This is a genomic window from Mesorhizobium sp. M0239 (genome assembly GCF_040321815.1).
Lineage (GTDB): Bacteria > Pseudomonadota > Alphaproteobacteria > Rhizobiales > Rhizobiaceae > Mesorhizobium.
Window position 1 is genome coordinate 37,291 of sequence record NZ_JAMYSG010000012.1, and the last position, 21,506, is coordinate 58,796.

General features: G+C 63.3%; 21 protein-coding genes. 6 read left to right on the forward strand and 15 right to left on the reverse strand.

From position 1 onward, the window contains the following. Positions 1 to 429 precede the first annotated feature (429 nt). Positions 430 to 792, reverse strand: coding sequence for a hypothetical protein (locus tag NKI99_RS14445; RefSeq protein WP_352611254.1), 363 nt, complete (start codon positions 790 to 792; stop codon positions 430 to 432). Positions 793 to 820: 28 nt separating this feature from the next. Between NKI99_RS14445 and NKI99_RS14450 the strand changes: the two genes are divergently transcribed. After that, entirely contained in the window at positions 821 to 1,396 is a 576-nt protein-coding gene (locus NKI99_RS14450; protein ID WP_352611256.1) for an MATE family efflux transporter, read from the forward strand. A 33-nt stretch (positions 1,397 to 1,429) separates the two neighbouring features. Here NKI99_RS14450 and NKI99_RS14455 read toward each other — a convergent pair whose 3' ends face one another. Both NKI99_RS14455 and NKI99_RS14460 read right to left on the reverse strand, forming a co-directional pair. Next, the gene (locus tag NKI99_RS14455) at positions 1,430 to 2,641 is read right to left on the reverse strand and encodes an MFS transporter (RefSeq protein WP_352611258.1); all 1,212 of its coding nucleotides are present in this window, start codon (positions 2,639 to 2,641) and stop codon (positions 1,430 to 1,432) included. A 185-nt stretch (positions 2,642 to 2,826) separates the two neighbouring features. Next, positions 2,827 to 3,228 (reverse strand): SH3 domain-containing protein, encoded by a 402-nt coding sequence (locus tag NKI99_RS14460; RefSeq protein WP_023813119.1) that lies wholly within the window; start codon positions 3,226 to 3,228, stop codon positions 2,827 to 2,829. A gap of 241 nt (positions 3,229 to 3,469) precedes the next feature. Here NKI99_RS14460 and NKI99_RS14465 point away from each other — a divergent pair, with 241 nt between their 5' ends. Continuing rightward, a complete protein-coding gene (locus tag NKI99_RS14465) occupies positions 3,470 to 3,868 on the forward strand; it encodes a TMEM175 family protein (RefSeq protein ID WP_352611260.1) in 399 nt (132 codons plus the stop codon). Between the two features lie 231 nt (positions 3,869 to 4,099). Here NKI99_RS14465 and NKI99_RS14470 read toward each other — a convergent pair whose 3' ends face one another. Beyond that, complete coding sequence (locus NKI99_RS14470) at positions 4,100 to 4,381, reverse strand: hypothetical protein (RefSeq protein ID WP_023813121.1); 282 nt, start codon at positions 4,379 to 4,381, stop codon at positions 4,100 to 4,102. Positions 4,382 to 4,568: 187 nt separating this feature from the next. On the opposite strand from NKI99_RS14470, the gene NKI99_RS14475 reads away from it, so the two are divergent. After that, the gene (locus NKI99_RS14475) at positions 4,569 to 5,435 is read left to right on the forward strand and encodes an SDR family NAD(P)-dependent oxidoreductase (RefSeq protein WP_352442249.1); all 867 of its coding nucleotides are present in this window, start codon (positions 4,569 to 4,571) and stop codon (positions 5,433 to 5,435) included. Positions 5,436 to 5,438: 3 nt separating this feature from the next. Here NKI99_RS14475 and NKI99_RS14480 read toward each other — a convergent pair whose 3' ends face one another. The 3 genes from NKI99_RS14480 to NKI99_RS14490 form a co-directional block, all read right to left on the reverse strand. Then, positions 5,439 to 5,864 (reverse strand): low affinity iron permease family protein, encoded by a 426-nt coding sequence (locus NKI99_RS14480; RefSeq protein WP_352611262.1) that lies wholly within the window; start codon positions 5,862 to 5,864, stop codon positions 5,439 to 5,441. A gap of 302 nt (positions 5,865 to 6,166) precedes the next feature. After that, a complete protein-coding gene (locus NKI99_RS14485) occupies positions 6,167 to 6,808 on the reverse strand; it encodes a transferase hexapeptide repeat family protein (RefSeq protein WP_023813124.1) in 642 nt (213 codons plus the stop codon). Between the two features lie 149 nt (positions 6,809 to 6,957). Beyond that, on the reverse strand, positions 6,958 to 7,449 hold the full coding sequence (locus NKI99_RS14490) for a CreA family protein (protein WP_023813125.1): 492 nt from the start codon (positions 7,447 to 7,449) through the stop codon (positions 6,958 to 6,960). Positions 7,450 to 7,677: 228 nt separating this feature from the next. Here NKI99_RS14490 and NKI99_RS14495 point away from each other — a divergent pair, with 228 nt between their 5' ends. The 3 genes from NKI99_RS14495 to NKI99_RS14505 all read left to right on the forward strand — a co-directional run bounded on the left by NKI99_RS14495 (position 7,678) and on the right by NKI99_RS14505 (position 11,130). Next, entirely contained in the window at positions 7,678 to 8,256 is a 579-nt protein-coding gene (locus NKI99_RS14495; protein ID WP_352611340.1) for an SCO family protein, read from the forward strand. 10 nt (positions 8,257 to 8,266) lie between these two features. Continuing rightward, complete coding sequence (locus NKI99_RS14500; protein WP_352611264.1) at positions 8,267 to 9,139, forward strand: 50S ribosomal protein L11 methyltransferase; 873 nt, start codon at positions 8,267 to 8,269, stop codon at positions 9,137 to 9,139. Between the two features lie 146 nt (positions 9,140 to 9,285). Then, positions 9,286 to 11,130 carry an aminopeptidase P family protein gene (locus tag NKI99_RS14505; RefSeq protein WP_352611265.1) on the forward strand — a complete coding sequence of 615 codons (1,845 nt, stop codon included), beginning with the start codon at positions 9,286 to 9,288 and terminating at the stop codon, positions 11,128 to 11,130. Positions 11,131 to 11,288: 158 nt separating this feature from the next. Here NKI99_RS14505 and NKI99_RS14510 read toward each other — a convergent pair whose 3' ends face one another. From NKI99_RS14510 to ftsZ, 8 genes are all read right to left on the reverse strand, one after another. Next, positions 11,289 to 11,585 carry an AzlD family protein gene (locus tag NKI99_RS14510; protein ID WP_352442244.1) on the reverse strand — a complete coding sequence of 99 codons (297 nt, stop codon included), beginning with the start codon at positions 11,583 to 11,585 and terminating at the stop codon, positions 11,289 to 11,291. Then, positions 11,582 to 12,310: an AzlC family ABC transporter permease gene (locus tag NKI99_RS14515; protein WP_128303502.1), complete on the reverse strand. Its 729-nt coding sequence runs from the start codon at positions 12,308 to 12,310 to the stop codon at positions 11,582 to 11,584. Before NKI99_RS14515 ends, NKI99_RS14510 begins: the two co-directional genes overlap by 4 nt. Before the next feature lie 165 nt (positions 12,311 to 12,475). Then, complete coding sequence (locus NKI99_RS14520; RefSeq protein WP_352442243.1) at positions 12,476 to 13,168, reverse strand: DUF2461 domain-containing protein; 693 nt, start codon at positions 13,166 to 13,168, stop codon at positions 12,476 to 12,478. After that, the gene (ligA, locus tag NKI99_RS14525) at positions 13,165 to 15,369 is read right to left on the reverse strand and encodes an NAD-dependent DNA ligase LigA (protein ID WP_352611267.1); all 2,205 of its coding nucleotides are present in this window, start codon (positions 15,367 to 15,369) and stop codon (positions 13,165 to 13,167) included. The genes NKI99_RS14520 and ligA overlap by 4 nt, the downstream gene beginning before the upstream one ends. A gap of 170 nt (positions 15,370 to 15,539) precedes the next feature. After that, on the reverse strand, positions 15,540 to 17,213 hold the full coding sequence (gene recN, locus NKI99_RS14530) for a DNA repair protein RecN (RefSeq protein ID WP_352611269.1): 1,674 nt from the start codon (positions 17,211 to 17,213) through the stop codon (positions 15,540 to 15,542). Between the two features lie 219 nt (positions 17,214 to 17,432). Further along, complete coding sequence (locus NKI99_RS14535; protein WP_023813133.1) at positions 17,433 to 18,302, reverse strand: outer membrane protein assembly factor BamD; 870 nt, start codon at positions 18,300 to 18,302, stop codon at positions 17,433 to 17,435. A gap of 262 nt (positions 18,303 to 18,564) precedes the next feature. Next, positions 18,565 to 19,515 (reverse strand): UDP-3-O-acyl-N-acetylglucosamine deacetylase, encoded by a 951-nt coding sequence (gene lpxC, locus NKI99_RS14540; protein WP_023813134.1) that lies wholly within the window; start codon positions 19,513 to 19,515, stop codon positions 18,565 to 18,567. 281 nt (positions 19,516 to 19,796) lie between these two features. Then, a complete protein-coding gene (gene ftsZ / locus NKI99_RS14545) occupies positions 19,797 to 21,479 on the reverse strand; it encodes a cell division protein FtsZ (protein WP_352611270.1) in 1,683 nt (560 codons plus the stop codon). Between the last annotated feature and the right edge of the window lie 27 nt (positions 21,480 to 21,506).

The window sequence follows — 21,506 nt, forward strand, 5'->3', positions numbered from 1 at the left end:
GCCTTGCCGGTGCTCGGCTCCAACGTGCTGCAGTCGCTCAACGGATCGATCAACGCCGTCTGGGTCGGCCGTTTCCTCGGCGAATCGGCGCTGACCGCCACCTCCAACGCCAACCTCGTCCTGTTCCTGATCCTCGGCACTGTGTTTGGCATCGGCATGGCGGCCACCATTCTGGTGGCCCAGTCGGTCGGTGCCCGCGACCTGCCCGAGGCGCGCCGCATCGTCGGCACCAGCGCGACGTTCTTCTTCCTCGTCTCGGTTATCTTCGCGGTCTGCGGCTGGATCTGGGTCGACGCCATTCTCAACACGCTCGGCACACCGGCCGATGCCTTGCCGCTGGCCCGGTCCTATCTGCGCATCATCTTCGTCGCCGTGCCGATGATGAACCTTCTGTCCTTCGTCATGACCGTGCTGCGCGGTGCCGGCGATTCACGCACGCCCTTCTTCTTCATGGCTCTGGCCGTCGTCCTCGACATCGTGCTCAACCCATTGCTCATCCGCGGCATCGGGCCGTTTCCCGAGCTCGGTATCGCAGGCTCCGCCACGTCGACGCTGATCGGCCAGACGGTAAGCGTGATCGCCATCCTGATCGTGCTCTATGTGCGCAAGCATCCGCTGCGGCTGGCCGGCGCCAACCTCGCTCTGTTGCGGCCCGATCCCACCTTGCTTCGCATCGTCGTCTTCAAGGGCGTGCCGATGGGTCTGCAGATGATTGTCATCTCCGCGGCTGCATTGACAGTGATGGGCATGGTCAACTCCAACGGCTCGCAGGTCGCCGCCGCTTACGGCCATCGCCGCCCAGCTGTGGACCTATATCCAGATGCCGGCGCTCGCCATCGGCGCCGCGGTGTCCTCGATGGCGGCGCAAAATGTCGGCGCCGGGCGCTGGGACCGGATCGGCCGCATCGCCGCCTCCGGTGTAGGCTTCAACCTGGTCCTGACCGGCGCGCTGGTTGCCGTGCTGTCGGTTTTCGACCGTTCGGTGCTGAGCCTGTTCCTGAGCAGCGACAGCGCGGCGATCGACATCGCCGTCCACATCAACAATGTCGCCTCGTGGTCGTTCATTCTGTTCGGCATAACCATCGTGCTGTTTGCCACCGTAAGAGCCACGGGTGCCGTGATGCCGCCGCTGATCATCCTGGTCATTTCGGTGCTGATCGTGCGCACCGGCTTTGCCTATTTCATGCGTGGCGTGATCGGCGAGGAAGCGCTGTGGTGGAGTTTCCCGGCCGGTTCAATCAGCTCGCTTATACTGGCCTCTGCCTACTACCGTTTCGGCCGCTGGCGCACCACGCACATGATCGAGAACAGGCCGGCCGCCGGCGAGCCGCCGGACACCGGTCTTGGCGTGCCGCGCGGACGCGCGCATCTTTCGCCTGAAACACCGAACGGCTGAAGCCAACCCGGTTCCGCTGGACAGCTCCAGGGCTCAACGCCCGTGTTGTTTCAGCTCAAAAGCCAGTGCCACCAACGCAAACGCCACGATCACGCAGGCGAACGCCAGGCTGGCGGCGATGGGACTGGCATAGGTCGAAACGATGCCGATGCCGATGACGGGCAAGGCGTTGCCGACAAAGCAGCAGATGAAGAAGCTGGACACCACTTCGGCGCGACGAGCCTTCGGCGCGATCTCGTTCACCACTTGCAGCCCGCCACGGTAACCAAGCGCCGCCGCAACGCCGCAACAGGCCGTCGCAGCAACCATCAGTGCCATCGAGGCCAGTGTCTGCGCCGCCACCACCAACGAGACGCTTGGGATCATCAATGCCAGCGCAGCCAGCATCGCTTTGTTGCTCTTCATGTGCATCAGAACGACAATGCTGATCGCGGTGACGATCGCCAGTTCGAAGAACAGCGCGCCGGCGACGGCGTGGTTGGTCACATGCAGCTGCTGCGCCAGGATGCTCGGCGCCAACGCGGCGTAGAACCCGACCAGCGCCATCGCGCCGAAGCCGGTCACCGCCGGCGCGACGAAGCGCGCACGGATTTCCTCCGGGACGGAAAGTTGCGGCCGCAAGGAAAGCCGCCGCAGGCCGCCCGGCTTCGCCACCGTTTCGCGAGTGCGCCAGACCAGGATCGTTACCACCAAAAGTGCTGCCAGATAGACGATGAAGATCAGCCGCAACGGCCATGGCTCATATTCAGCCAGAAGTCCCGAAATCAGTGCGCCGAAGCCGAGGCCGAGGAAATTGGTGCTGGTGGCGATCACACTGGCGCGCGACTTGTCCGCGCCGGGAAGAAGCTCGGCAATCCACGCGGTTCCGGTCCCCGCGCCGACGCCGATGCCGAGCCCGCTCAGGATGCGGGCGACGTCGAGCGAGACGACGTTTCCGGCAAACAGGAAGACAAGCGCACTGACGATGGCGACAAGCATCGCCGCCAGGCTCGCGGGCCGGCGCCCGACGACATCGGAGACCCCGCCGAACATCACCAATGCCGCCAGATTGCCGACGACATACACGGCGTAGATCAGCGTCAGGGTGATTTGTGAAAAGCCGAATTGCTGCTTGTACACGATATAGAGCGGCGTCAGCACCGTGCTGCCGGCAAACAGCACCGCAATCATCGCGGCGACGGTGGGGATTGCAAGAGCGTCGCCACCTGCTCCTTCGTGCGTATGCGCAAAATTGCGAATGGCCATGGCCAACCTCGTCACCATTTTCGGGGATCGAGGATTTTAACGCGGTTTCATCCACGACGTTCCAGCCGACAGGGAGGCTCCTGACAGCACCGTGGACATTGCTTGAGCGAGATATCTGCCGGCTGAACAGGCTCGGATCGGGGCCAGCGGCTCCGATCCGTCATCTATCGCTCAACCGGTCGGCCTCACCTGCAGGGGAAGCCGGGCGCGATCTTGCACTTGCCGGGGCGCGGCTTGTGCGGCGGGCGATGGTGTGGAGGACGGTGCGGCCTGTGCTGCCAGTGCGGCCGATGCGGCGGGCGCACGATGATGATCGGCGGGCGAACGATTTGGGAGCGTTCGAGATAGCCGGCGCTGGCCCAGCCGCTCACGCCGCCGCCGTGGATTCTACACCAGCCCGGCTGGCAGCCGGTGACATTGACCCTGAAGCCGGCGGGCAGCGTTCCCACCCTGGCGTATCCCGCTCCCGGCCCGCTGCGGACGTTAAGGTTGGTCGAGGTGTGGGCGCTGTAGGCGAAGGCCGCGGCCGACGTCCCGAAGACCGCGGCCAGGATGGTCGCGACCACAAGCAGAAAACGAAATCTCATCAGTCCCCTCCATTCGAATCCCGGCCGTACATCTGCTTCGGCCAAGACTGCCCTGCAAAGGAGCGGCCAAGCCAAGAAAAGTCAACGGTGGGCGGCCGTAATCGTCCTGACCAGCGGGACTGATGCCGGATTTTCCTTGGACATGGTTGAGGAATTCCCCGGTTGCCATTTATTGGCTCCCCAACATCCGCTAGCGTTTACTCTCTCTTTCGACAATTCATCGCGGGCAAAGGTGGGATCCATGGGCAAAGGCAGGGTCGAGGCATTCACCGACGGCGTCGTGGCTATCATCATCACCATCATGGTGCTTGAGTTGAAAGTGCCGCATGGCGAGGATTTCTCCGCCCTGGTGCCGTTGTGGCCGATCTTCTTCTGCTACGTGCTGTCCTTCATCAATGTCGGCATCTACTGGAACAATTTGCACAACATGTTCCACGCCGTGCAGCGGGTCGACGGGCGCGTGCTGTGGGCCAACCTCAATCTGCTGTTCTGGCTGTCGCTGATGCCGGTGACCACAGCCTTCATGGGCGAGAACCACTTTGCGCCGGTGCCGGTCGCCGTCTATGGCACCGACCTCGCGCTATGCGCCATCGCCTACACCATACTCGCCGCCGCGCTGCATCGGCTTCACGGCAATTGATACCGCCTTTGCCAAGGCGCTGGGTACTGACCGTAAGGGGAAGCTCTCGCTGGCTGTCTACATCGCAGCCGTCGTGCTGACCTTCGTCAGCCAGTGGATCGGCGTCGCACTCTATGTGCTGGTCGCGATGATATGGCTCGTACCGGATACGCGCTTTGCGCGGGTGATTGAAAAGTAGCTGTCTTCACGCATTTTCAAGGCAAAGCGTTGCACGTCTTTCCCAGAGTTGCGCTACTTGCGCATCGCTTTCAGTTTTTCCGCCACCGATGCGGCAAGGTCGGCATAGCGCTCCTCCAGCCGTTCCGCGGCCTTGATGATCGAGAAATCATGGCCGAACTTTTCCAGCGCCATGCGCAGCTTCTCGACGAACTCGGCTTGTTTCTCCAAGGCGGAAAAGAGCGTCTTCACCTGCGTTTCGCTGATGTCGGGATTGGCCAGCATCTGCGGCACCTCGCGGCCCATCTGGTCGCCAATGGCGGTCTGTTCTTTCAGGATTGCAACCCAGTCCGTCAATCAGGAAATCTCCGTTTGTCCCCAGGGCTAAAGTTTGTTTTGTCCCCAGGGCAAAATCTCTTTTGCGGAGGCAAAGGGCAACATGCGCAGCCTCGACCGAACTGGTCAACCCGACAAGGCGAGCAGAGGCTTGCACCGACCGGTTCCGGCGCTAAGTTCGGCGCATCGAACAAGGAACCCATCGCCCATGATCACCGACGCCGAGATCCAGACCGCCCTGCCCGCGCTTGCCCCAGGCAATGCCGCCGTGATCACCGGCGCCGCCAGCGGCATCGGTCTGGCGGCCGCCAAGCGGCTTGCACTGATGGGCATGAAGATCGTGCTGGCCGACATTGGCGGCGCGCGGCTTGACGACGCCTCGCGCGCCGTTTCTGCGATTGCCGGCGACGATGCCGTGCTTGCCGTCGCCGCCGACGTTTCGAAGGCGGATGAGGTGGACCGCCTCGCCGAGAGGGCGTTCGGCGCCTTCGACGGCGTGTCGCTGCTGATGAACAATGCCGGCGTCGGCGACAATCCCGGAAAGCCATGGGAAAACCGCGACGCCTGGAAACGGCTGCTGGACATCAATTTCTGGGGCGTCGTGCATGGCGTGGAGGCCTTCGCGCCGCGAATGCTGGCCTCGGCCGGGCCGGGTTTGATCGTCAACACCGGCTCCAAGCAAGGCATCACCACGCCGCCCGGCAACCTTGCCTACAATGTCTCCAAGGCAGGGGTGAAAACCTTCACCGAGGGCCTGGCGCATGCGTTACGCAACGAACCCGGCGCCCATGTCGCTGCCCATCTGCTGATCCCCGGCTTCACCTTTACCGGCCTGACCGAGGGCGCGACGGAAAAACCGGCCGGCGCCTGGACCGGCGAACAGGTTGTGGATTTCATGCTGGAATCCCTGACCAGAGGCGATTTCTACATCCTGTGCCCGGACAATGAGGCGGCCCGCCCGCTGGATGAAAAGCGCATGGCCTGGGCGATCGGCGACATCATCGAAAACCGCCCAGCCCTGTCGCGCTGGCACCCGGACCACAAGGACAGTTTCGCGGCGTTCATGAAAGGCTGATTTTCAGGCCGCCTGCTTTTTCGACCCTCGCTTCCTCGCCACAACCTTCTTCGCCGCCGTGTCGGCGATCTGTTCGTCATGCCGCTTTGCCGCACGCTCGCATTTGGCGCGGATTTCCTCGACTTCGGATTCGGTCAGATGCTCGATGCCTATGAAGTGGTTGTGGCCCTTGCCGACCCGGATCAGTTCGTCGAGTTTGGCCTGGATCGCCGCGCCGTCGCGGTTCTGAGTGTTCTGGATCAGGAAGACCATCAGGAAGGTGATGATGGTCGTGCCCGTGTTGATGACGAGTTGCCAGGTGTCCGAGAAGCCGAAGAACGGACCGCTCACCGCCCAGACGATGATGATCAGGCAACAGACGGCGAATGTCGGCGGCAGGCCGGCTATGCGGGCGACCCAGTTGGCGACCTTGGTGAAATGCTTTTCCATCTATCGAATCCTCGACGCTGCGGCGCGATGAGAAACAACCAGCGACCGTTTCAGGTTCCCGAGTCAGACAAATACCCAGCTGCAATTGAGTACACGCATAGGGAGAATAGTCAGGAAAACACACCTTATGTGTTCAATGCCACAGTGATCCTGCAGGCAAGAGTGCCTGTTCCTTCCGCTTCACAGCGGTTTACCTCCAGCCCCTTCCGCTGCGCCACCCCCGCATGGCGGAAGGGGTTTCAGTCCGGCGGGCCTTGAAGCGCGTCGCCCGACTCCGTCTCAACGCTACGCACTTGAACTGGTCAGACGGCGTCGTTTTCCCAGCGGTCGAGGAACGCTTCGATCGGCATTGCCTGCATGTCGGGAACCGCTCTGGCGAGCTTTTCGACCGGCCAGTCCCACCAGGCGAGAGCTTCGATCCGCGCCGCCATATCCGGAGCGAAGCGTGGCCGGAGTGCCTTCGCCGGCACGCCGGCGACGATCGCATAGGACGGCACGTCACGCGTCACCACGGCGTTGGCGCCGATGACGGCACCGTTGCCGATGGCGACCCCAGGCATGATCACCGCGCCGTGGCCGATCCAGACATCATGGCCGATGGTCACCGCTTTCGCCCGCCGCCGCTCGCGGAAGGCGGCATCGACGCCCAGCCAGCGAAAATACTCGTTCGGCCGGTAGCTGAGCTTGTGCTGGGTCAGCCGCTCTATGGGATGCTCCAGCGCATTGATGCGGCTGTTGGCGGCGATCGAGCAGAATTTCCCGATCGTCGTGTAGATCGCTTCACAGTGGCGTTCAAAATAAGAGAAGTCGCCGACATTCACCTCGCGCAGCACCACTCGCTCGCCGATCGAGGCATAGCGACCGAGCTTGCACGCCTTCAGCTCCGCGGTCGGATGGATGCGTGGCTCGGGGTCTTTCGGGACGAGGTTTTCGGAACGGTCCATGCCGGCGGCTTTACCCCCAGGCGATTGGTCCCGCAAGCGGGGCCAATCGTCCGTCAGATCCTTTCCAGCAAGGATTCGCCGAGCGAATGGTCCCGCAAGCGGGACCATTCGTCCGTCCGGCCAGTTCCGGGAAGGAACTGGGCCGCCTGTTACGGCTTGCCTTTGCTCCACACCACGTTCTGGCCGTAGAGCGGCACGGTGGTGACCGACATTTTGGCCGAGCCGTTCTGCACCTGGCGCGAATGCGAGAGATAGATCAGCGTCTCATTGGGCTTGTCGTAGATGCGGTTCACCACCTGCTTCTTCCAGATCAGGCTGATGCCTTGCTTGAACACCTCCTCGCCGCCCTCGCTCATGTCGATGTCACCGATGGTGATCGGACCGGTCTGGCGGCAGGAGATCGAGGAATCGGACGGATCCTCGAACCAGTTGCCCTTGTGCAGGCGATCGATGATGCCGCGATCGAAATAGGAGACATGGCAGGTCACGCCTTCCACTTTCGGATCCTTGATCGCCTCGACGATGATGTCGTTGCCAAGCCAGTCGACGCCGACCTTGCCGACTTCCTCGGCGACAGCAGCACCGGCGCCAAGGACAACGCAGGCGGCCAAGGCGCCGCCGATCAGTTTCCGCCCAATCAGTCCGTGCCCAAGCAGCCGTCGCCCAACCAGTCGTCGCAAACTAGCCTCCTGCGGTTCGAGTTGCCGGTCACAGGTGGGGCGAGCAGCCCGGCTTTGCAAGCAGATAGGTCGACACCGCCGCGGTTGCGGCAACGCGGCACTTTGCCTGTGCGAGGCCGAACCGCTAAGACTGTCGCACAGGCGCGGCATTGAGCCGGCGCGGCGATTTCTGCAGACGGACTTTTGATGATGATGCGTTCTATCCTGGTCGGCATTCTCGTCCTGATGGCGGCCGGCATCGGCTGGCTGACCTTCGACTGGTACCGCGGCCACTATGGCGGCGAACCGTTCGGGGCCGCCTTCACCCTGGTCGACCAGAAAGGCACGCCGATCACCGAAGCCGCCTTCAGGGGGCAGCCCAGCGTCGTCTTCTTCGGCTTCACCCATTGCCCCGAGGTCTGCCCGACCACGCTGTTCGAACTGGCCGGCTGGCTGAAGACGCTCGGCGACGACGGCAAGAACCTGCACGCCTATTTCGTCTCGGTCGATCCCGAGCGCGACACGCCGGAAGTGATGAACGCCTATGTCAGCAATTTCTCCCACCGCATCGTCGGCATCACGGGCGCTCCGGACAAGGTCCATGCCATGGCCAAGTCGTTCGGCATCTACTGGAAGAAGGTCGACACCGGCGACGGCGACTACACGATGGACCACACCGCCTCGGTGCTGCTGCTCAACGCCAAGGGCGACTTTGCCGGCACCATCGCCTACGGCGAAAGCGCCGATACCGCCATCGCCAAGCTGAAGCGGCTGGCGGCGAAAGGCTGATTACCATTTCATGACCCAGACGCGCCTTTACTTCACCACCGGAAAGACCGAGTCCGTCAGCATTTTCGCAGCGCTTGAGGCAGCCTTCGAGGAAGAAGGGCTGCCGATCGCCGTCCTGGAGGTCGACGAGGACAAGGACATCCACGAAGTGTCGCTCTATGCCGATGGCGACGTCGATGCGGTCGAGACCCGCTTGAAGGACATCCTTGCCGGCCTTTCCCTGTCGAAGCCGATCAAGCGCGAGGCCCTGCCCGACATCGACTGGGTGGCGCATTCGCTGGAAGAGCTGAAGCCGGTGCGTGCCGGCCGTTTCTTCGTCCACGGCGCGCATGACCGCAGGAAACGCCACAGCGGCGAACTCGCCATCGAGATCGAGGCTGGCCTCGCCTTCGGCACCGGCCACCACGGCACCACCGCCGGCTGCCTGGAAATGCTTGAAAGAGTGGTTCGGCGCGAGCATCCGCGCAATGCGCTCGACCTCGGCACCGGCAGCGCGGTGCTGGCGATCGCCGTCGCCAAGCTGGCGCATATTCCTGTGCTGGCCACCGACATCGATCCGGTGGCGGTGCGGGTGGCTGCCGCCAATGCGCGGCTCAACCACGTCAAGGCACTGGTGGAAACAGCAACCGCGCCTGGCTTTCACCATCCGATCTTCGGCAAGCGCGCGCCCTTCGATCTCATCGTCGCCAACATATTGGCACGGCCGCTGATGCGGCTGGCGCCGCAAATGGCTGGTCACATCGCACTTGGCGGCTCGGTCGTGCTGTCAGGCATCCTCGAGCGCCAGCGGGACGCCGTCATCTCGGCCTATGTCGGCCAGAATTTTCGCCACGTGCGCACCTTGCACCGCGAAGGCTGGGTGACGATCCATCTGAAGCATTGAGGCATGCAGGCCGGCAACGACCGAGCTTGGACCAAGTTCCGCCGATTGTCAGCCAAGCGATGCTGTAGCAGGTTGCGCGCAGCCGGAAATCGATTCCGATTTCCGCGACCGTACGCTACGGTTGCGCTGACCGCAGGAGGCCCACAATGTTCCAGACCTTCGATTCCGCCGGCGACCCGGCCGTCGGCAAACCGCGTGTGGCGTTGCTGCGCCAATGGCTTGAAGCCAACGAGCTGGACGGCTTCATCGTGCCGCGTGCCGACGAGCATCAGGGCGAATATGTCGCCGACCGCTCGGCGCGGCTGAAATGGCTGACTGGCTTCAGCGGCTCGGCCGGTGTCGCCATCGTCCTGCGCGACCGCGCCTTCGTCTTTGTCGACGGGCGCTACACGCTGCAGGTGCGCAGCGAGGTCGATCTCGACGTCTTTTCGATCGAAAGCCTGGTCGACAATCCCCCGGCCGTCTGGCTGAAAGACAATCTTGGCAAGGGCGCACGGCTCGGCTTTGATCCATGGCTGCACACGATCAGCGAGGTCAAGGCGCTGCAGGCTTCGGCCGACAGATCGGGCGCTGTGCTGGTGCCGCTCGACAAGAACCCGATCGACATTATCTGGAAGGATCAGCCCGAGGCGCCGGTGGCTCCCGTCGAGCTTCACCCGATCGGCTTTGCCGGCGAGCTTGCCAAGGACAAGCTGGCGCGGCTGGCGGCGGCGATCGCCAAGGATGGTGCCACCCATGCGGTGCTGACCGACCCCTCCTCCATCGCCTGGGCCTTCAACATCCGTGGCGGCGACGTGCCGCACACGCCGCTGGCGCTCGGCTTCGCCATCCTCGCCGCCGATGGGTCGCACCAGCTTTTCATGGATAAGCGCAAGTTCTCGCGCCAGGTCGCGGCCTACCTCACCCAGCTCGCCGAGCCGCATGAGCCCGGCGAATTCGAAGCGGCGATTGCGGCACTTGCCAAGAGTGGCGCGAAAATCGCGCTCGATCCGGTGCTGGCGGCCGACAGGCTGCGCATGCTGGTCGAGGCCAATGGCGGCGTCGTCGTTGCAGCAGCAGACCCCGCCCGCATCCCGCGCGCCACCAAGAACCAGGCCGAGATCAACGGCTCGCGCGCCGCGCATCGGCGTGACGGTGCGGCCGTGGCGAAGCTTCTGTGCTGGCTGGAGCGGCAAAAACCCGGATCGCTCGATGAGATATCGGTGGTCACCCGGCTGGAGGAACAGCGCCGGCAGACCGGCGAGGAAACGCAGATGCCGCTGCGCGATGTCTCCTTCGACACCATTTCGGGCGCCGGCCCGAACGGCGCCATCATGCATTATCGCGTATCGCGCGCCACCAGCCGCAAGCTGCAGGCCGGTGAACTGTTCCTGCTCGATTCCGGCGCACAGTATCAGGACGGCACCACCGACATCACCCGCACCGTGCCGATCGGCCAGCCGACACAGGAGATGCGCGAACGCTTCACCCTGGTGCTGAAAGGCATGATCGGCATTTCCACCTTGCGCTTTCCCGCCGGCACGCGCGGCTCCGAGATCGATGCCGTCGCGCGCATGGCGCTGTGGAAGCACGGTTGCGACTTCGCCCACGGCACCGGCCATGGCGTCGGCTCGTATCTGGCCGTGCATGAAGGGCCGCAGCGTATCGCCCGCACCGGCACCGAAAAGCTGCTCGAAGGCATGATGCTGTCCAACGAGCCGGGATACTACAAGGAAGGCGCCTACGGCATCCGCATCGAGAACCTGATCCTGGTGACGTCGGCGCAAGAGATCGAGGGCGGCGATATCGCCATGCACGGCTTCGAGACGCTGACGCTGGCGCCGATCGACACAAGACTGGTGCAGTCGGACCTCCTGACGCGCGACGAGTTGCACTGGCTGGACACGTACCATGCGCGCGTGCTGACCGAGATCGGCCCGATGCTCGACGGCGAAACGCTGGCCTGGCTGGAGAAGGCGACGGCGCCATTGCCGCACGACGCGAAGATCTGATTTTCTGAGGCGCCGAGGGCGTGTCGAGATTCAGGTCAGGACGAGCCGAAAACGATGGGTTCCGAGAACCGGAGCGGAGCGTACTTTTGGGTACGTGAGCACCGGAAGCGCAGGAAGCCGCCGTTTGCAGGCCGTCATCACCTGAATATCGATACGCCCTACCCGACGAACTGCCGCGCCACGATCAACATCGCCGCACCCGCCAGAAACATCGCCATCAACCCACCGCGCAGCGAGACGACCGCGGTGACCACCAGAGCCGCCCATTCCGCCGGCCCGGCATTCAACAGTTCCGGCGCCACCAGCGTCGTCAGCACCGCCGCCGGCACGGCGTTGAGACCGGCCTCGACGCGCGGATGGATGGTTTCGAAGCGGGAGATGACCAGATGCCCGCCGATTCGCGTCAGATAGGTCGCGATTGCGCCGGCGATGATGATCCAGAAGGTCGTGCTCATGGCCGTGCCTTTACGCCGCTGTGATGGGGAGGCAGGATGACCGCCAGCAGCACACCGGCAACAGCGCCAATCGAGACATGCCAAGGCGAGCCCACCGTCTTGTAGGCGATGATCGAGGCGGCGGCGCTGGCGACGACCACCGGCAGCCACAGCGGCCGCTTGCGAAAGCCCAGCACGAGACCGAGGAAATAGATCGGCAGCAGGAAATCGATGCCGAGCGCATGCGTGTCGGGGATCAGCTTGCCGAACAGCGCGCCAAGCGCGCTTTCGACGATCCAGAACAGATAGACCGGCAAGCCAAGCCCCAGATACCAGGCAAAGCCGACTGTCTGGCCCGATTGCGCCCGCGCTTCGGCTACCGCGAATTGCGGATCGGTGAGGATGAAATAACCAAGTGCCTGCTGGGTGACAGGCCAGTGCGCGATGCGCCGGCCGATGCCTGCGGAATAGAGCACGTGGCGGAAATTGACGGCGAAGATCGACAGCACGATCAGCCACGGCGCCACATGCTGGCCGAACAGCTGGATGCCGACCATCTGGCTGGCGCCGCCATAGACCAGCGCGCTCATCAGGAAGGCTTCCAGGACCGAGAAACCATTGTCGACGGCGAGCGCACCGAACAGCACCGCAAACGGCGCCGACGCCACCACGACAGGCATCGACAGCCGCACGCCCTGCCAGAAATCGCTTCTTTCGCTGCTCTCCGAAATTGCGTCCGTCGCCATCAACCACTCCTGATACATGTCGCCCAAAAGTGCGTAGCAGGGATAACGACATGCACAACAACAAGGGAAGCGCGGTATGTAGGTGGCGCGCCTCGCCGTGTCACACGAATTCGCTTGAGCCAAACGATCAGCGGAAATGATCGCTGGATCGGCTGAGTTAGACGCTTATTCCTTCGGGATCTTGCCCTCAATCGCCCTGCCCCAGTCGAGCAGCGGCTTGGCGCGCAAGGTGAAATCGACGAGTTCATCGACCAGATCAGCCGTATGGATTCCGGCCGGATCGATGACATGCTGGACATAGAAATGCCGGTGGCGGATGGCGGCGACCAGATCGGGATCGCTGATTTCCTCGAAGCCGCGTGGCGTACGCTTCATACGGCCTTCGGTCTCGAGTTCAAGCCGGTTCTTCTTCAGCGCCGCCACCAGGGCGCGAAACTTGTCCGGCTTCGTCGCGACGGCTTTGCGCATCGCCAGCAGCAGCGCAGGCTCCGGCTGCCACCAGGCAATGTCGGCAAAGCAGCGCTCAAGCCCGATATGCACGTAGAACACGCCCTGCTCCATCTTGGTGCCGTCGGGCGACAGGATGGCCGACAAATGCCTGTTGTAGGGCCGCTTATCCCTAGCGAAACGCACGTCGCGATTGATCCGGAACAGCGACTTCTTGCGGTCGCCGCGCAGGCCGAGACCTGCCTCCGCGAAGCGCGCGGTCAGCGTCTCGACGAGATCACCGAATGGATCGCGCAAATCCTTTTCGAAGAGGTCGCGATTCTCCAGGAACCACTCGCGGCTCTGGTGGAAATCCAGCGCCTTGAGGAACGGAATGGCTTTGGGGCCGAAGCCGCTGAACGGTCCGGTCATGCCTTGCCGATCCGCACCAGCCAGGCATCCTCGTCGATCACCTCGACGCCGAGTTCGCTGGCGAGCTTCAGCTTGGAGCCGGCACTTGGCCCGGCCACGACAAGATCGGTCTTCGCCGAAACCGAGCCCGCGACCTTGGCGCCGAGGCGCTCCGCCATCGCCTTGGCTTCGGAGCGTGTCATCTTCTCCAGCGAGCCCGTGAACACGACCGTCTTGCCGGCGACCTCGCTGTCGGCCGAGACGTTGACGATATACGGCTTCGGCTTGACTTGGCGGAGCAACGCGTCAAGCACGTCGTCATTGCGCTCATTGCCGAAGAAGTCGCGCAAAGCATCGATCACGGTATCGCCGATGCCGTTGACCGAGGGGAAAACCGTATGTGGATTCTCCGCTGCCGCTGTCTCCTTGCCGACGCGGATCAGCTCCTCGATGGTCGAGAAGGTGCGGGCAAGCACGGCGGCCGTCGTTTCACCGATATGGCGGATGCCGAGCGCGAAGATGAAGCGGTCCAGCTCCGGCTCGCGGCGCGAATCGATGGCGGCGAACAGCTTGTCGAGGCCCTCATAGTTGCGATCCTCGACGCTGCGCACATTCTTGCGTGTCTTGCCCGATGCGGCCTCGCGCTGCCTTGCCTGCTCCTCACGGCGCTCGGCCAGCGCCCTGGTGACAGCCGGACGGCGGTCCCTGAGCGTGAAGATATCGGCGGCGGTCTTGATCAATCCCGCATTGAAGAACGTGTCTATGTTTTCCGCGCCGAGCCCTTCGATGTCCAGGGCGCCGCGTGACACGAAGTGGCGCAATCCCTCCACCGCCTGCGCCGGGCAGATCAGTTCGCCGGTGCAGCGCCGGCGGGAATCTTCCTTGCCGGTCTTTTCGTTGATCTCGCGCGTCGCCGGCGAGCCGCAGATCGGGCAAGTGTGAGGGAACTCGTAAGGCACCGCATCAGCAGGCCGCTTGTCGATGACGACGCTGACGATCTGCGGAATGACATCGCCTGCCCGCTGGATCACGACCGTATCGCCGATGCGCACATCGATGCCATCTCGGATCGGCTCGCCGGTACTGTCCAGGCCCTTGATGTAGTCCTCATTGTGTAGCGTGACGTTCTCGACCACGACGCCGCCGACAGTGACCGGCGCCAGCCGCGCAACCGGCGCCAGCGTACCGGTACGACCGACCTGGATGTCGATCTTCTGCACGGTCGTCATCGCCTGTTCGGCCGGGAATTTGTGCGCGACCGCCCAGCGCGGTTCGCCGGTGACGAAGCCCCATCGGCGTTGCAATTCCAGCTGGTCGACCTTGTAGACGACACCGTCGATATCGTAGCCGAGCGCCGAGCGCTGCTCCTCGATCCGATGATAATGCGCGATCAACTCCTCGGCCGATTTCGCCCGCACCATCAGCGGACTGATCTTGAACCCCCACTCGGCGAATTTCTGTACCGAATCATATTGGGTCGGAGCGGGATCCGCCGAGGTGTAGCCCCAGGCATAGGCGAAGAATTTGAGGTTGCGGCTGGCGGTGACGGACGGATCCTTCTGGCGCAGCGACCCGGCCGCCGTATTGCGCGGATTGACATAGTCCTGGCCGCCGGCCGCTGCCGAGCGTTGCTTCAGCGCCTCGAATTCCGCATAGGTCATATAAACCTCGCCGCGGATCTCGATGGTTTCGGGCCAGCCCGAGCCTTTCAACTTCGCAGGGATGTCGGCGATAGTCTTCAAATTGGCGGTGATGTCTTCGCCGACGGCGCCGTTGCCACGCGTCGCGCCCTGCACGAACACACCGTTCTCGTAGCGCAGCGAAGCCGACAGCCCGTCGATCTTCGGTTCGGCGGTGAAGGCGATGTCGAGCTCCTTGTCGCGATCGAAGAACCGCCGCCCGCGTTCGATGAAATCCGTGACGTCATCGTCGGTATAGGCCTTGGCAAGGCTGAGCATCGGCACGGCGTGGCGCACCTTGGTAAAGCCTTCCGCGGGTGCTGCACCAACCCTCAGCGATGGCGAGTCCTCGCGAACCAGCGCTGGAAAGCGCTCCTCGATGGCAAGGTTGCGCCGTGCCAGCGCATCATATTCTGCATCGGTGATAACTGGCGCGTCTTCGGTATGGTAGCGCCGATCGTGCTCGGCGATCTCTTCCGCGAGGCGCTTCAGCTCGGCTTCGGCCTCGCTTTCGGTCAGGGCATCGACTGGTTTTTCGGACATGGTTTTGCACCTGGCTGCTGTTGGCCCGGGACAATAGATCAGGATTCGGATGGAAGGGAGCTGAATTCTGACAAAACCACGCCGAAACAGCAGGATGGAGCCATATGCTGACTCTGTTCGTGCGTCGAATTTCACCAGTTAGAGGCACCCCCGATCGGGAAGCAGCGCCATCAGGAAACGGCGGTATTCTCACGCAGCAGCCGCTCCGCGGCGGCGCGCGCCTCGTCGGTGATGGTGGCGCCGGCCAGCATGCGTGCGATCTCTTCCTGCCGCGCCGGCCGATCCATTTCGGCAATGCCTGTGGCGACACGGTCGGTGGTGCCGGATTTGGAGATCAGGAAATGCGTCGCCGCGCGCGCCGCCACCTGTGGTGCGTGCGTCACCGACAGCACCTGCACGCGCTTCGACAGCCGCGCCAGCCGCTGGCCGATAGCGTCGGCGACAGCGCCGCCCACACCGGTGTCGATTTCGTCGAACACCAGCGTCGGTGCCGAGCCGCGGTCAGCCAGCGCCACCTTCAGCGCCAGAAGGAAGCGCGAAAGCTCCCCGCCGGAGGCCACTTTCATCATCGGCCCGGGCCGCGTGCCTGGATTGGTCCGCACCCAGAATTCGATCTGATCGATCCCCTCTTCCATGCGGCTTTCGACCTCGCTCTTCATTTCCACGATAAAGGCGGCGCGTTCGAGCTTCAGAGCCGGCAATTCCGCCATCACCGCCTTGGTCAGGCCGACCGCCGCCGTATGACGAAGCGAGGACAGCTGCGCGGCGGCAATGTCATAGGTCTCGCGCGCGGCAGTGGCCTGCTTTTCCAACCCGTGCAGGCGCTCCTCGCCGGCATCGAGATCGGCGAGATCGGCCGACATCGTGTCGCGCAGCTGCGCCAAATCGTCGACGGCGACGCTGTGCTTGCGCGAGGCCGCACGCAGCGAAAACAGCCGCTCCTCCGCCTTCTCCAACCGCTGCGGATCATATTCGGTGGCGCGCAGTGCAGCCTCGACCCCCGATTGCGCCGCGTCGAGCGAAAGCATCGCCTCATCGAGCGATTTGACGACATCGTCGAGCAGGCCGGGCGCCTCCGTCACTTTGCGCTGCAGCCGCCGCAGCAGGCTGGCAAGTTGCGGCAAGGGCGAGGACGGGCCGGACAGCACATCCTGCGCATCATGGATTTCGGAAGCGATCTTCTCCGCTCGCATCATCGACGCCCGCAGTTCGGCGAGATCGGTCTCCTCGCCCGGCTGCGGATCGAGCTTCGTCAGTTCCGCCACAGCCGCGCGCAAATAATCAGCCTCGCGCGCCGCCGCCGCCACCTTGGCGCGGTGTCGCGACAGCTCCTGCTCGCAGGCGCGCCAGTGCCGCCATGCCTCGCCGGTCGAGCGGACGGCGCCGAGATGGCCACCGAAAGCGTCGAGCACCTCGCGGTGCGCTCCGGGATCGACCAGCGCGCGCTCGTCATGCTGGCCGTGGATCTCGACCAGCGCGCGCCCGACATCGCGCATCAGGGTGACGCTTGAAGGCTGATCGTTGACGAAGACGCGGGTGCGGCCGTCCGCCGTCTGCAGGCGGCGCAGGATGATGTCGCCGTCATCCTCGATCGCATTGTCGGCAAGCAGCGTACGCGCCGGATGGTTACGCGGCACGTCGAAGACGGCGATGACCTGCCCCTGCGCCGCGCCATGGCGCACCAGCGAAGCATCGCCGCGCGCTCCGAGCGCCAGCGACAAGGCATCGAGCAGGATGGATTTTCCGGCACCGGTTTCGCCGGTCAGCACCGAAAGACCCGGCTGGAAGTCGATATCCAGCTTCTCGATCAGGACGATATCGCGGATCGACAGTCTGGAAAGCATCAGAACCCAAATCTAGAACGGCACGCGACGGTTTGGAGTCGCAGCGCCGCACTATCTTTTTGTTTGAGCACCGGATCAATCCGAAAAAGCGCACGCTTCGATCCGAGTGCTCCAGGCAGGTTCCGCAAAAGTGTCGTGCGGTTTTGCGGCTAGAACCCGCGACAAGCAACAAAACCAGGCAGACGGCGCGTTGGTGAAGCCTGCAACGTCTGCTTGGGATCAGGCGCCAGTGATCATCTTTCCGGCCTTGGATATCCACGACCCGGCATTTTCGCGCGGTGCAAGCCCATTGCTCTGCAAGAGCTTGTATGAATCCTTGTACCATGAACTGTCAGGGTAATTGGTGCCGAGCACGGCGGCGGCGGTCTGCGCCTCCGAGGTCAGACCCATCGCGTAATAGCTTTCGGTCAGGCGGGCGAGCGCCTCCTCGACATGGCGGGTGTTGGAATAGTTCTCGACCACGGTGCGGAAGCGCTTGACGGCGGCGATGTATTCACGCCGCTCGAGATAGTAGCGGCCGATCTGCATTTCCTTACCGGCCAGCTGATCGTTGGCGAAGCGGATCTTTTCCTTGGCGTCGTCGACATATTCCGATGTCGGCCAGCGCGTGACCAGATCCTGCATCGTCTGGACGGTCTGACGCGCTTCCTTCTGGTCCTGCGTCACGTCCTTGATCTGACGGTAGTAGCTCAAGCCGATGATGTACTGCGCATAGGCGGCGTCATCGGTCGACGGGTAAAGCGTGAGATAGCGCTTGGCCGAGCCGATCGCCTCATCGTAATTGCCCTGGCGATAGTCGGCGAAAGCGCCCATCACCATCGATTTGCGGGCCCATTCTGAATAGGGATGCTGGCGGTCGACGGCGTCGAACTTCTTGCTCGCCTCCTGCAGGCGCCCGGCATTGAGATTGGCAAGGCCCTGATTGTAGAGAACATCGGCCGGCTCGGTCTGGTCGACATAGGTCGACAGGTCGATATCTTTCTCCGACGACATGCAGGCCGACAGAAAGAGCGATGGAACAACTACTGAAAGCGCCAGGAAAACAGCCCTCTGCGGTGCTTTCAATTGACCAACTCGCTTGAAGAACATGATTGGATCTCGCCCTTTCGGCGCCATTTCAATGCCAGTTGCATGCCATTGTTTCAAAACTGGTCCCCACTTTTGAACGACATGCATTAATCGACGGCAGCAGCCATAAACCATAACCGCCTTGCCCGACAACGCTATCTCCGGCCAATCGCACATTTTTGTGGCGGCCGGACGCAGCTTGGACGTCAATGCAATTTCACTGGCGAGTGGTGCATTCCTGCCACATGCGCTATCGCCCATGGAACCCGAAAAACCCGGGAAATCAGATCATCCAGGGCGCGTAGAGTGGCGCATTGACGGCGTTCATCTCGGCGCTGCGGCCACGCTCGCGGCGTGTCGTCTCGACGATTTCGAATGCCGTGCGGTCCGAGAGCAGACGGCGCAGGGCCGCGGCATTCATCCTGTGGCCGCCGCGATAGGAGCGGAAGCAGCCGATGAAGCGGGCGCCGGCCAGCGCCAGGTCGCCCATGGCGTCCAGCGTTTTATGGCGCACGAATTCGTTGGGATAGCGCAGGCCGCCCATATTGATGACGCGGTTGTCGTCGCCGATGACCAGCGAGTTCTCCAGCGAGGAGCCGAGCGCATAGCCTGCAGCCCACAGCCGCTCGACATCCTTCATGAAGCCGAAGGTGCGGGCGCGCGCGATGTCGCGACGGAAAATATCGGCATTGAGGTCGGAGGCAAACAGCTGACGGCCGATCGCCGGACTTTCGAAGTCGATCTCGATCTCGAAACGGGTCCCGTCATAGGGGCGAAACTCCGCCCACGAGGCGCCGTTCTCGATGCGGACCGGCTTGATGACCCTGATATAGCGGCGCTTGACCGAAAGCGTCTCGATGCCCGCCTGATCGATGGCTTCGACGAACGCCATGGCGCTGCCATCGAAGATAGGAACCTCGGAACCATCGATCTCGACAGCGACATTATCGATGCCGAGCCCAAACAGCGCCGCCATGATGTGCTCGACCGTGGCGATATGCTCGCCGGCGGGATCACCAAGCATGGTGCACAGGTCGGTAGCGCCGACTTCCGAAACCAGGGCACGAAACTCGCGGCCCTGCTCCGCACCGTTGAAAAGCTGGAAAACGATGCCGGTGTCAGCATCCGCGGGCACGAAGCTGATGGACACTTCCTTGCCGCTGTGGACGCCGGTGCCGGTAAGCGACGCGCGCGTCTTCAATGTCGTCTGATAGTCGTGCAAGACAATCCCCATAAGCCCGTAATGCCTAGGTCCGCTTCTCCAGCCCGAGGGCGCGGCTCTTGTGTGAATCGGCTGGCAGGGTGACTTCCCCCGAAATCCCGGCAAACCGATGATGGTAGGCAGCGAAGATAATGTCCCGTCAGGGAGACTCCAAATCACGGTTTCTTACTCTGTGTAACCGCGAAATGGAATGAGTACGAATTGGTAAGTCGTTGAAATCCCACCATTTAAAACGTTAACAGGCAAGCGATTCCTCGCTTGCCTGTTAACAAATGTTACAGTCCGTTTACCAATCAGTTGGCCTGGCGGCGCAGGAACGCCGGAATCTCCAGCTGATCGTCTTCCTGAGTCGTCCTCACCTGCGGCGTCAGGCGGCCCTGATCATCGAGCTGGCCACGGCGCGGCGCATACAGCTGCGCATCCTGACTGGCGAGACGGCGTACTTCGGGCGCTGCCTGGCGCAGCTTGGGCTCGCGCGGCTGCGCCGGCTGCAGCCTTGCGGGTTCCTCCTCGCGGCGGGTCAGGCCATTGGTCAGGCGCTTCAGCAGGCCCATCGGTCCGCTGTTGTTCTCGTGGTCGACCGGGCGGCTCTTGGCGTCCACCTCGGCCTTGACGACCGGCGGAAAGTCCTCGACGCGCGGCATACGCTGCGGCGCCATGGCAACCGGCTGCGGCGCTTCGCGCTGCAGCATCTCGCGCGGCTGCGGGGCCGGCTGCATCTGCTGGACCACCGGCTGCGGCATCGGCTGGGCGGGCGGTGCCTGGAAGATCTTGCTCTGCGGGCGGAAATCTTCAGCGTGGGCGACCGGGGCCGGGCGCGCCTGCGCCATAGCCGCGGCATTAGCTTCGGCCAGATGGATGGCTTCCGCGACCGGGTCGACAGCGCGTGGCTCGTATGCCGCCTGCTGGACAGGCGCCGGACGAACCTCCGCGATTTGAGCCGCCGGGCGGCTGGCCGGCTTCGGAGGCGCCGTGCGGATCGAGATCGGCGCGGCGGCGATTTCAGCCGCCGACTTGTCGATGCCGGTGGCAACCACCGAGACGCGAATGACGCCTTCGAGTTCCTCGTCGAAAGTGGCGCCCAGGATGATGTTGGCGTCCTGGTCGACTTCCTCGCGGATACGGGTCGCGGCTTCGTCGACTTCGAACAGCGTCAGGTCGCGGCCGCCGGTGATCGAGATCAGCAGGCCCTTGGCGCCCTTCATCGAGGTCTCGTCGAGCAGCGGGTTGGCGATCGCCGCTTCGGCGGCGGCCATCGCACGGCCCTCTCCGGAAGCCTCGCCGGTGCCCATCATCGCCTTGCCCATCTCGCGCATGACGGAACGGACGTCGGCGAAGTCGAGATTGATCAGGCCTTCCTTGACCATCAGGTCGGTGATGCAGGCGACACCGGAATAGAGCACCTGGTCGGCCATGGCGAAGGCGTCGGCGAAGGTGGTCTTGTCATTGGCCAGCCGGAACAGGTTCTGGTTGGGGATGACGATCAGCGTATCGACGCATTTCTGCAATTCCTCGATGCCGAAATCCGCGGTCTTCATGCGGCGCTGGCCTTCGAAGTGGAACGGCTTGGTGACGACGCCGACGGTGAGGATGCCCTTTTCGCGCGCCGCGCGGGCAACGACGGGAGCAGCACCGGTGCCGGTGCCGCCGCCCATGCCGGCGGTGACGAAGCACATATGGGTGTTGGTCAGGTGATCGAGGATTTCATCGATGCACTCTTCCGCCGCCGCACGGCCGACTTCCGGCTGCGAGCCGGCGCCAAGGCCTTCGGTGACATGCGCGCCGAGCTGGATCAGGCGGCCCGCCTTCGACATGGTCAGCGCCTGCGCGTCGGTGTTGGCCACCACGAACTCGACACCGCGCAAACCGGCGGTGATCATGTTGTTGACGGCATTGCCGCCGCCGCCGCCGACACCGAACACGGTGATGCGCGGCTTAAGCTCGGTGATGTCCGGCTTCTGCAGATTGATGGTCATTGTCTCCGTCCTTTGCCTTTCACGCCG

Coding starts and splice junctions, on each gene's coding strand:
- NKI99_RS14450 (WP_352611256.1), top strand. CDS start 821: ATGCCGGCGCTCGCCATCGGCGCCGCGGTGTCCTCGATGGCGGCGCAA.
- NKI99_RS14515 (WP_128303502.1), bottom strand. CDS start 12,310: ATGGCGACGGACGCAATTTCGGAGAGCAGCGAAAGAAGCGATTTCTGG.
- NKI99_RS14460 (WP_023813119.1), bottom strand. CDS start 3,228: ATGAGATTTCGTTTTCTGCTTGTGGTCGCGACCATCCTGGCCGCGGTC.
- NKI99_RS14465 (WP_352611260.1), top strand. CDS start 3,470: ATGGGCAAAGGCAGGGTCGAGGCATTCACCGACGGCGTCGTGGCTATC.
- NKI99_RS14505 (WP_352611265.1), top strand. CDS start 9,286: ATGTTCCAGACCTTCGATTCCGCCGGCGACCCGGCCGTCGGCAAACCG.
- NKI99_RS14520 (WP_352442243.1), bottom strand. CDS start 13,168: ATGACCGGACCGTTCAGCGGCTTCGGCCCCAAAGCCATTCCGTTCCTC.
- ftsZ (WP_352611270.1), bottom strand. CDS start 21,479: ATGACCATCAATCTGCAGAAGCCGGACATCACCGAGCTTAAGCCGCGC.
- NKI99_RS14480 (WP_352611262.1), bottom strand. CDS start 5,864: ATGGAAAAGCATTTCACCAAGGTCGCCAACTGGGTCGCCCGCATAGCC.
- ligA (WP_352611267.1), bottom strand. CDS start 15,369: ATGTCCGAAAAACCAGTCGATGCCCTGACCGAAAGCGAGGCCGAAGCC.
- NKI99_RS14455 (WP_352611258.1), bottom strand. CDS start 2,641: ATGGCCATTCGCAATTTTGCGCATACGCACGAAGGAGCAGGTGGCGAC.
- recN (WP_352611269.1), bottom strand. CDS start 17,213: ATGCTTTCCAGACTGTCGATCCGCGATATCGTCCTGATCGAGAAGCTG.
- NKI99_RS14475 (WP_352442249.1), top strand. CDS start 4,569: ATGATCACCGACGCCGAGATCCAGACCGCCCTGCCCGCGCTTGCCCCA.
- NKI99_RS14485 (WP_023813124.1), bottom strand. CDS start 6,808: ATGGACCGTTCCGAAAACCTCGTCCCGAAAGACCCCGAGCCACGCATC.
- NKI99_RS14445 (WP_352611254.1), bottom strand. CDS start 792: ATGGCCGTAAGCGGCGGCGACCTGCGAGCCGTTGGAGTTGACCATGCC.
- NKI99_RS14535 (WP_023813133.1), bottom strand. CDS start 18,302: ATGTTCTTCAAGCGAGTTGGTCAATTGAAAGCACCGCAGAGGGCTGTT.
- NKI99_RS14495 (WP_352611340.1), top strand. CDS start 7,678: ATGATGCGTTCTATCCTGGTCGGCATTCTCGTCCTGATGGCGGCCGGC.
- NKI99_RS14500 (WP_352611264.1), top strand. CDS start 8,267: ATGACCCAGACGCGCCTTTACTTCACCACCGGAAAGACCGAGTCCGTC.
- lpxC (WP_023813134.1), bottom strand. CDS start 19,515: ATGGGGATTGTCTTGCACGACTATCAGACGACATTGAAGACGCGCGCG.
- NKI99_RS14510 (WP_352442244.1), bottom strand. CDS start 11,585: ATGAGCACGACCTTCTGGATCATCATCGCCGGCGCAATCGCGACCTAT.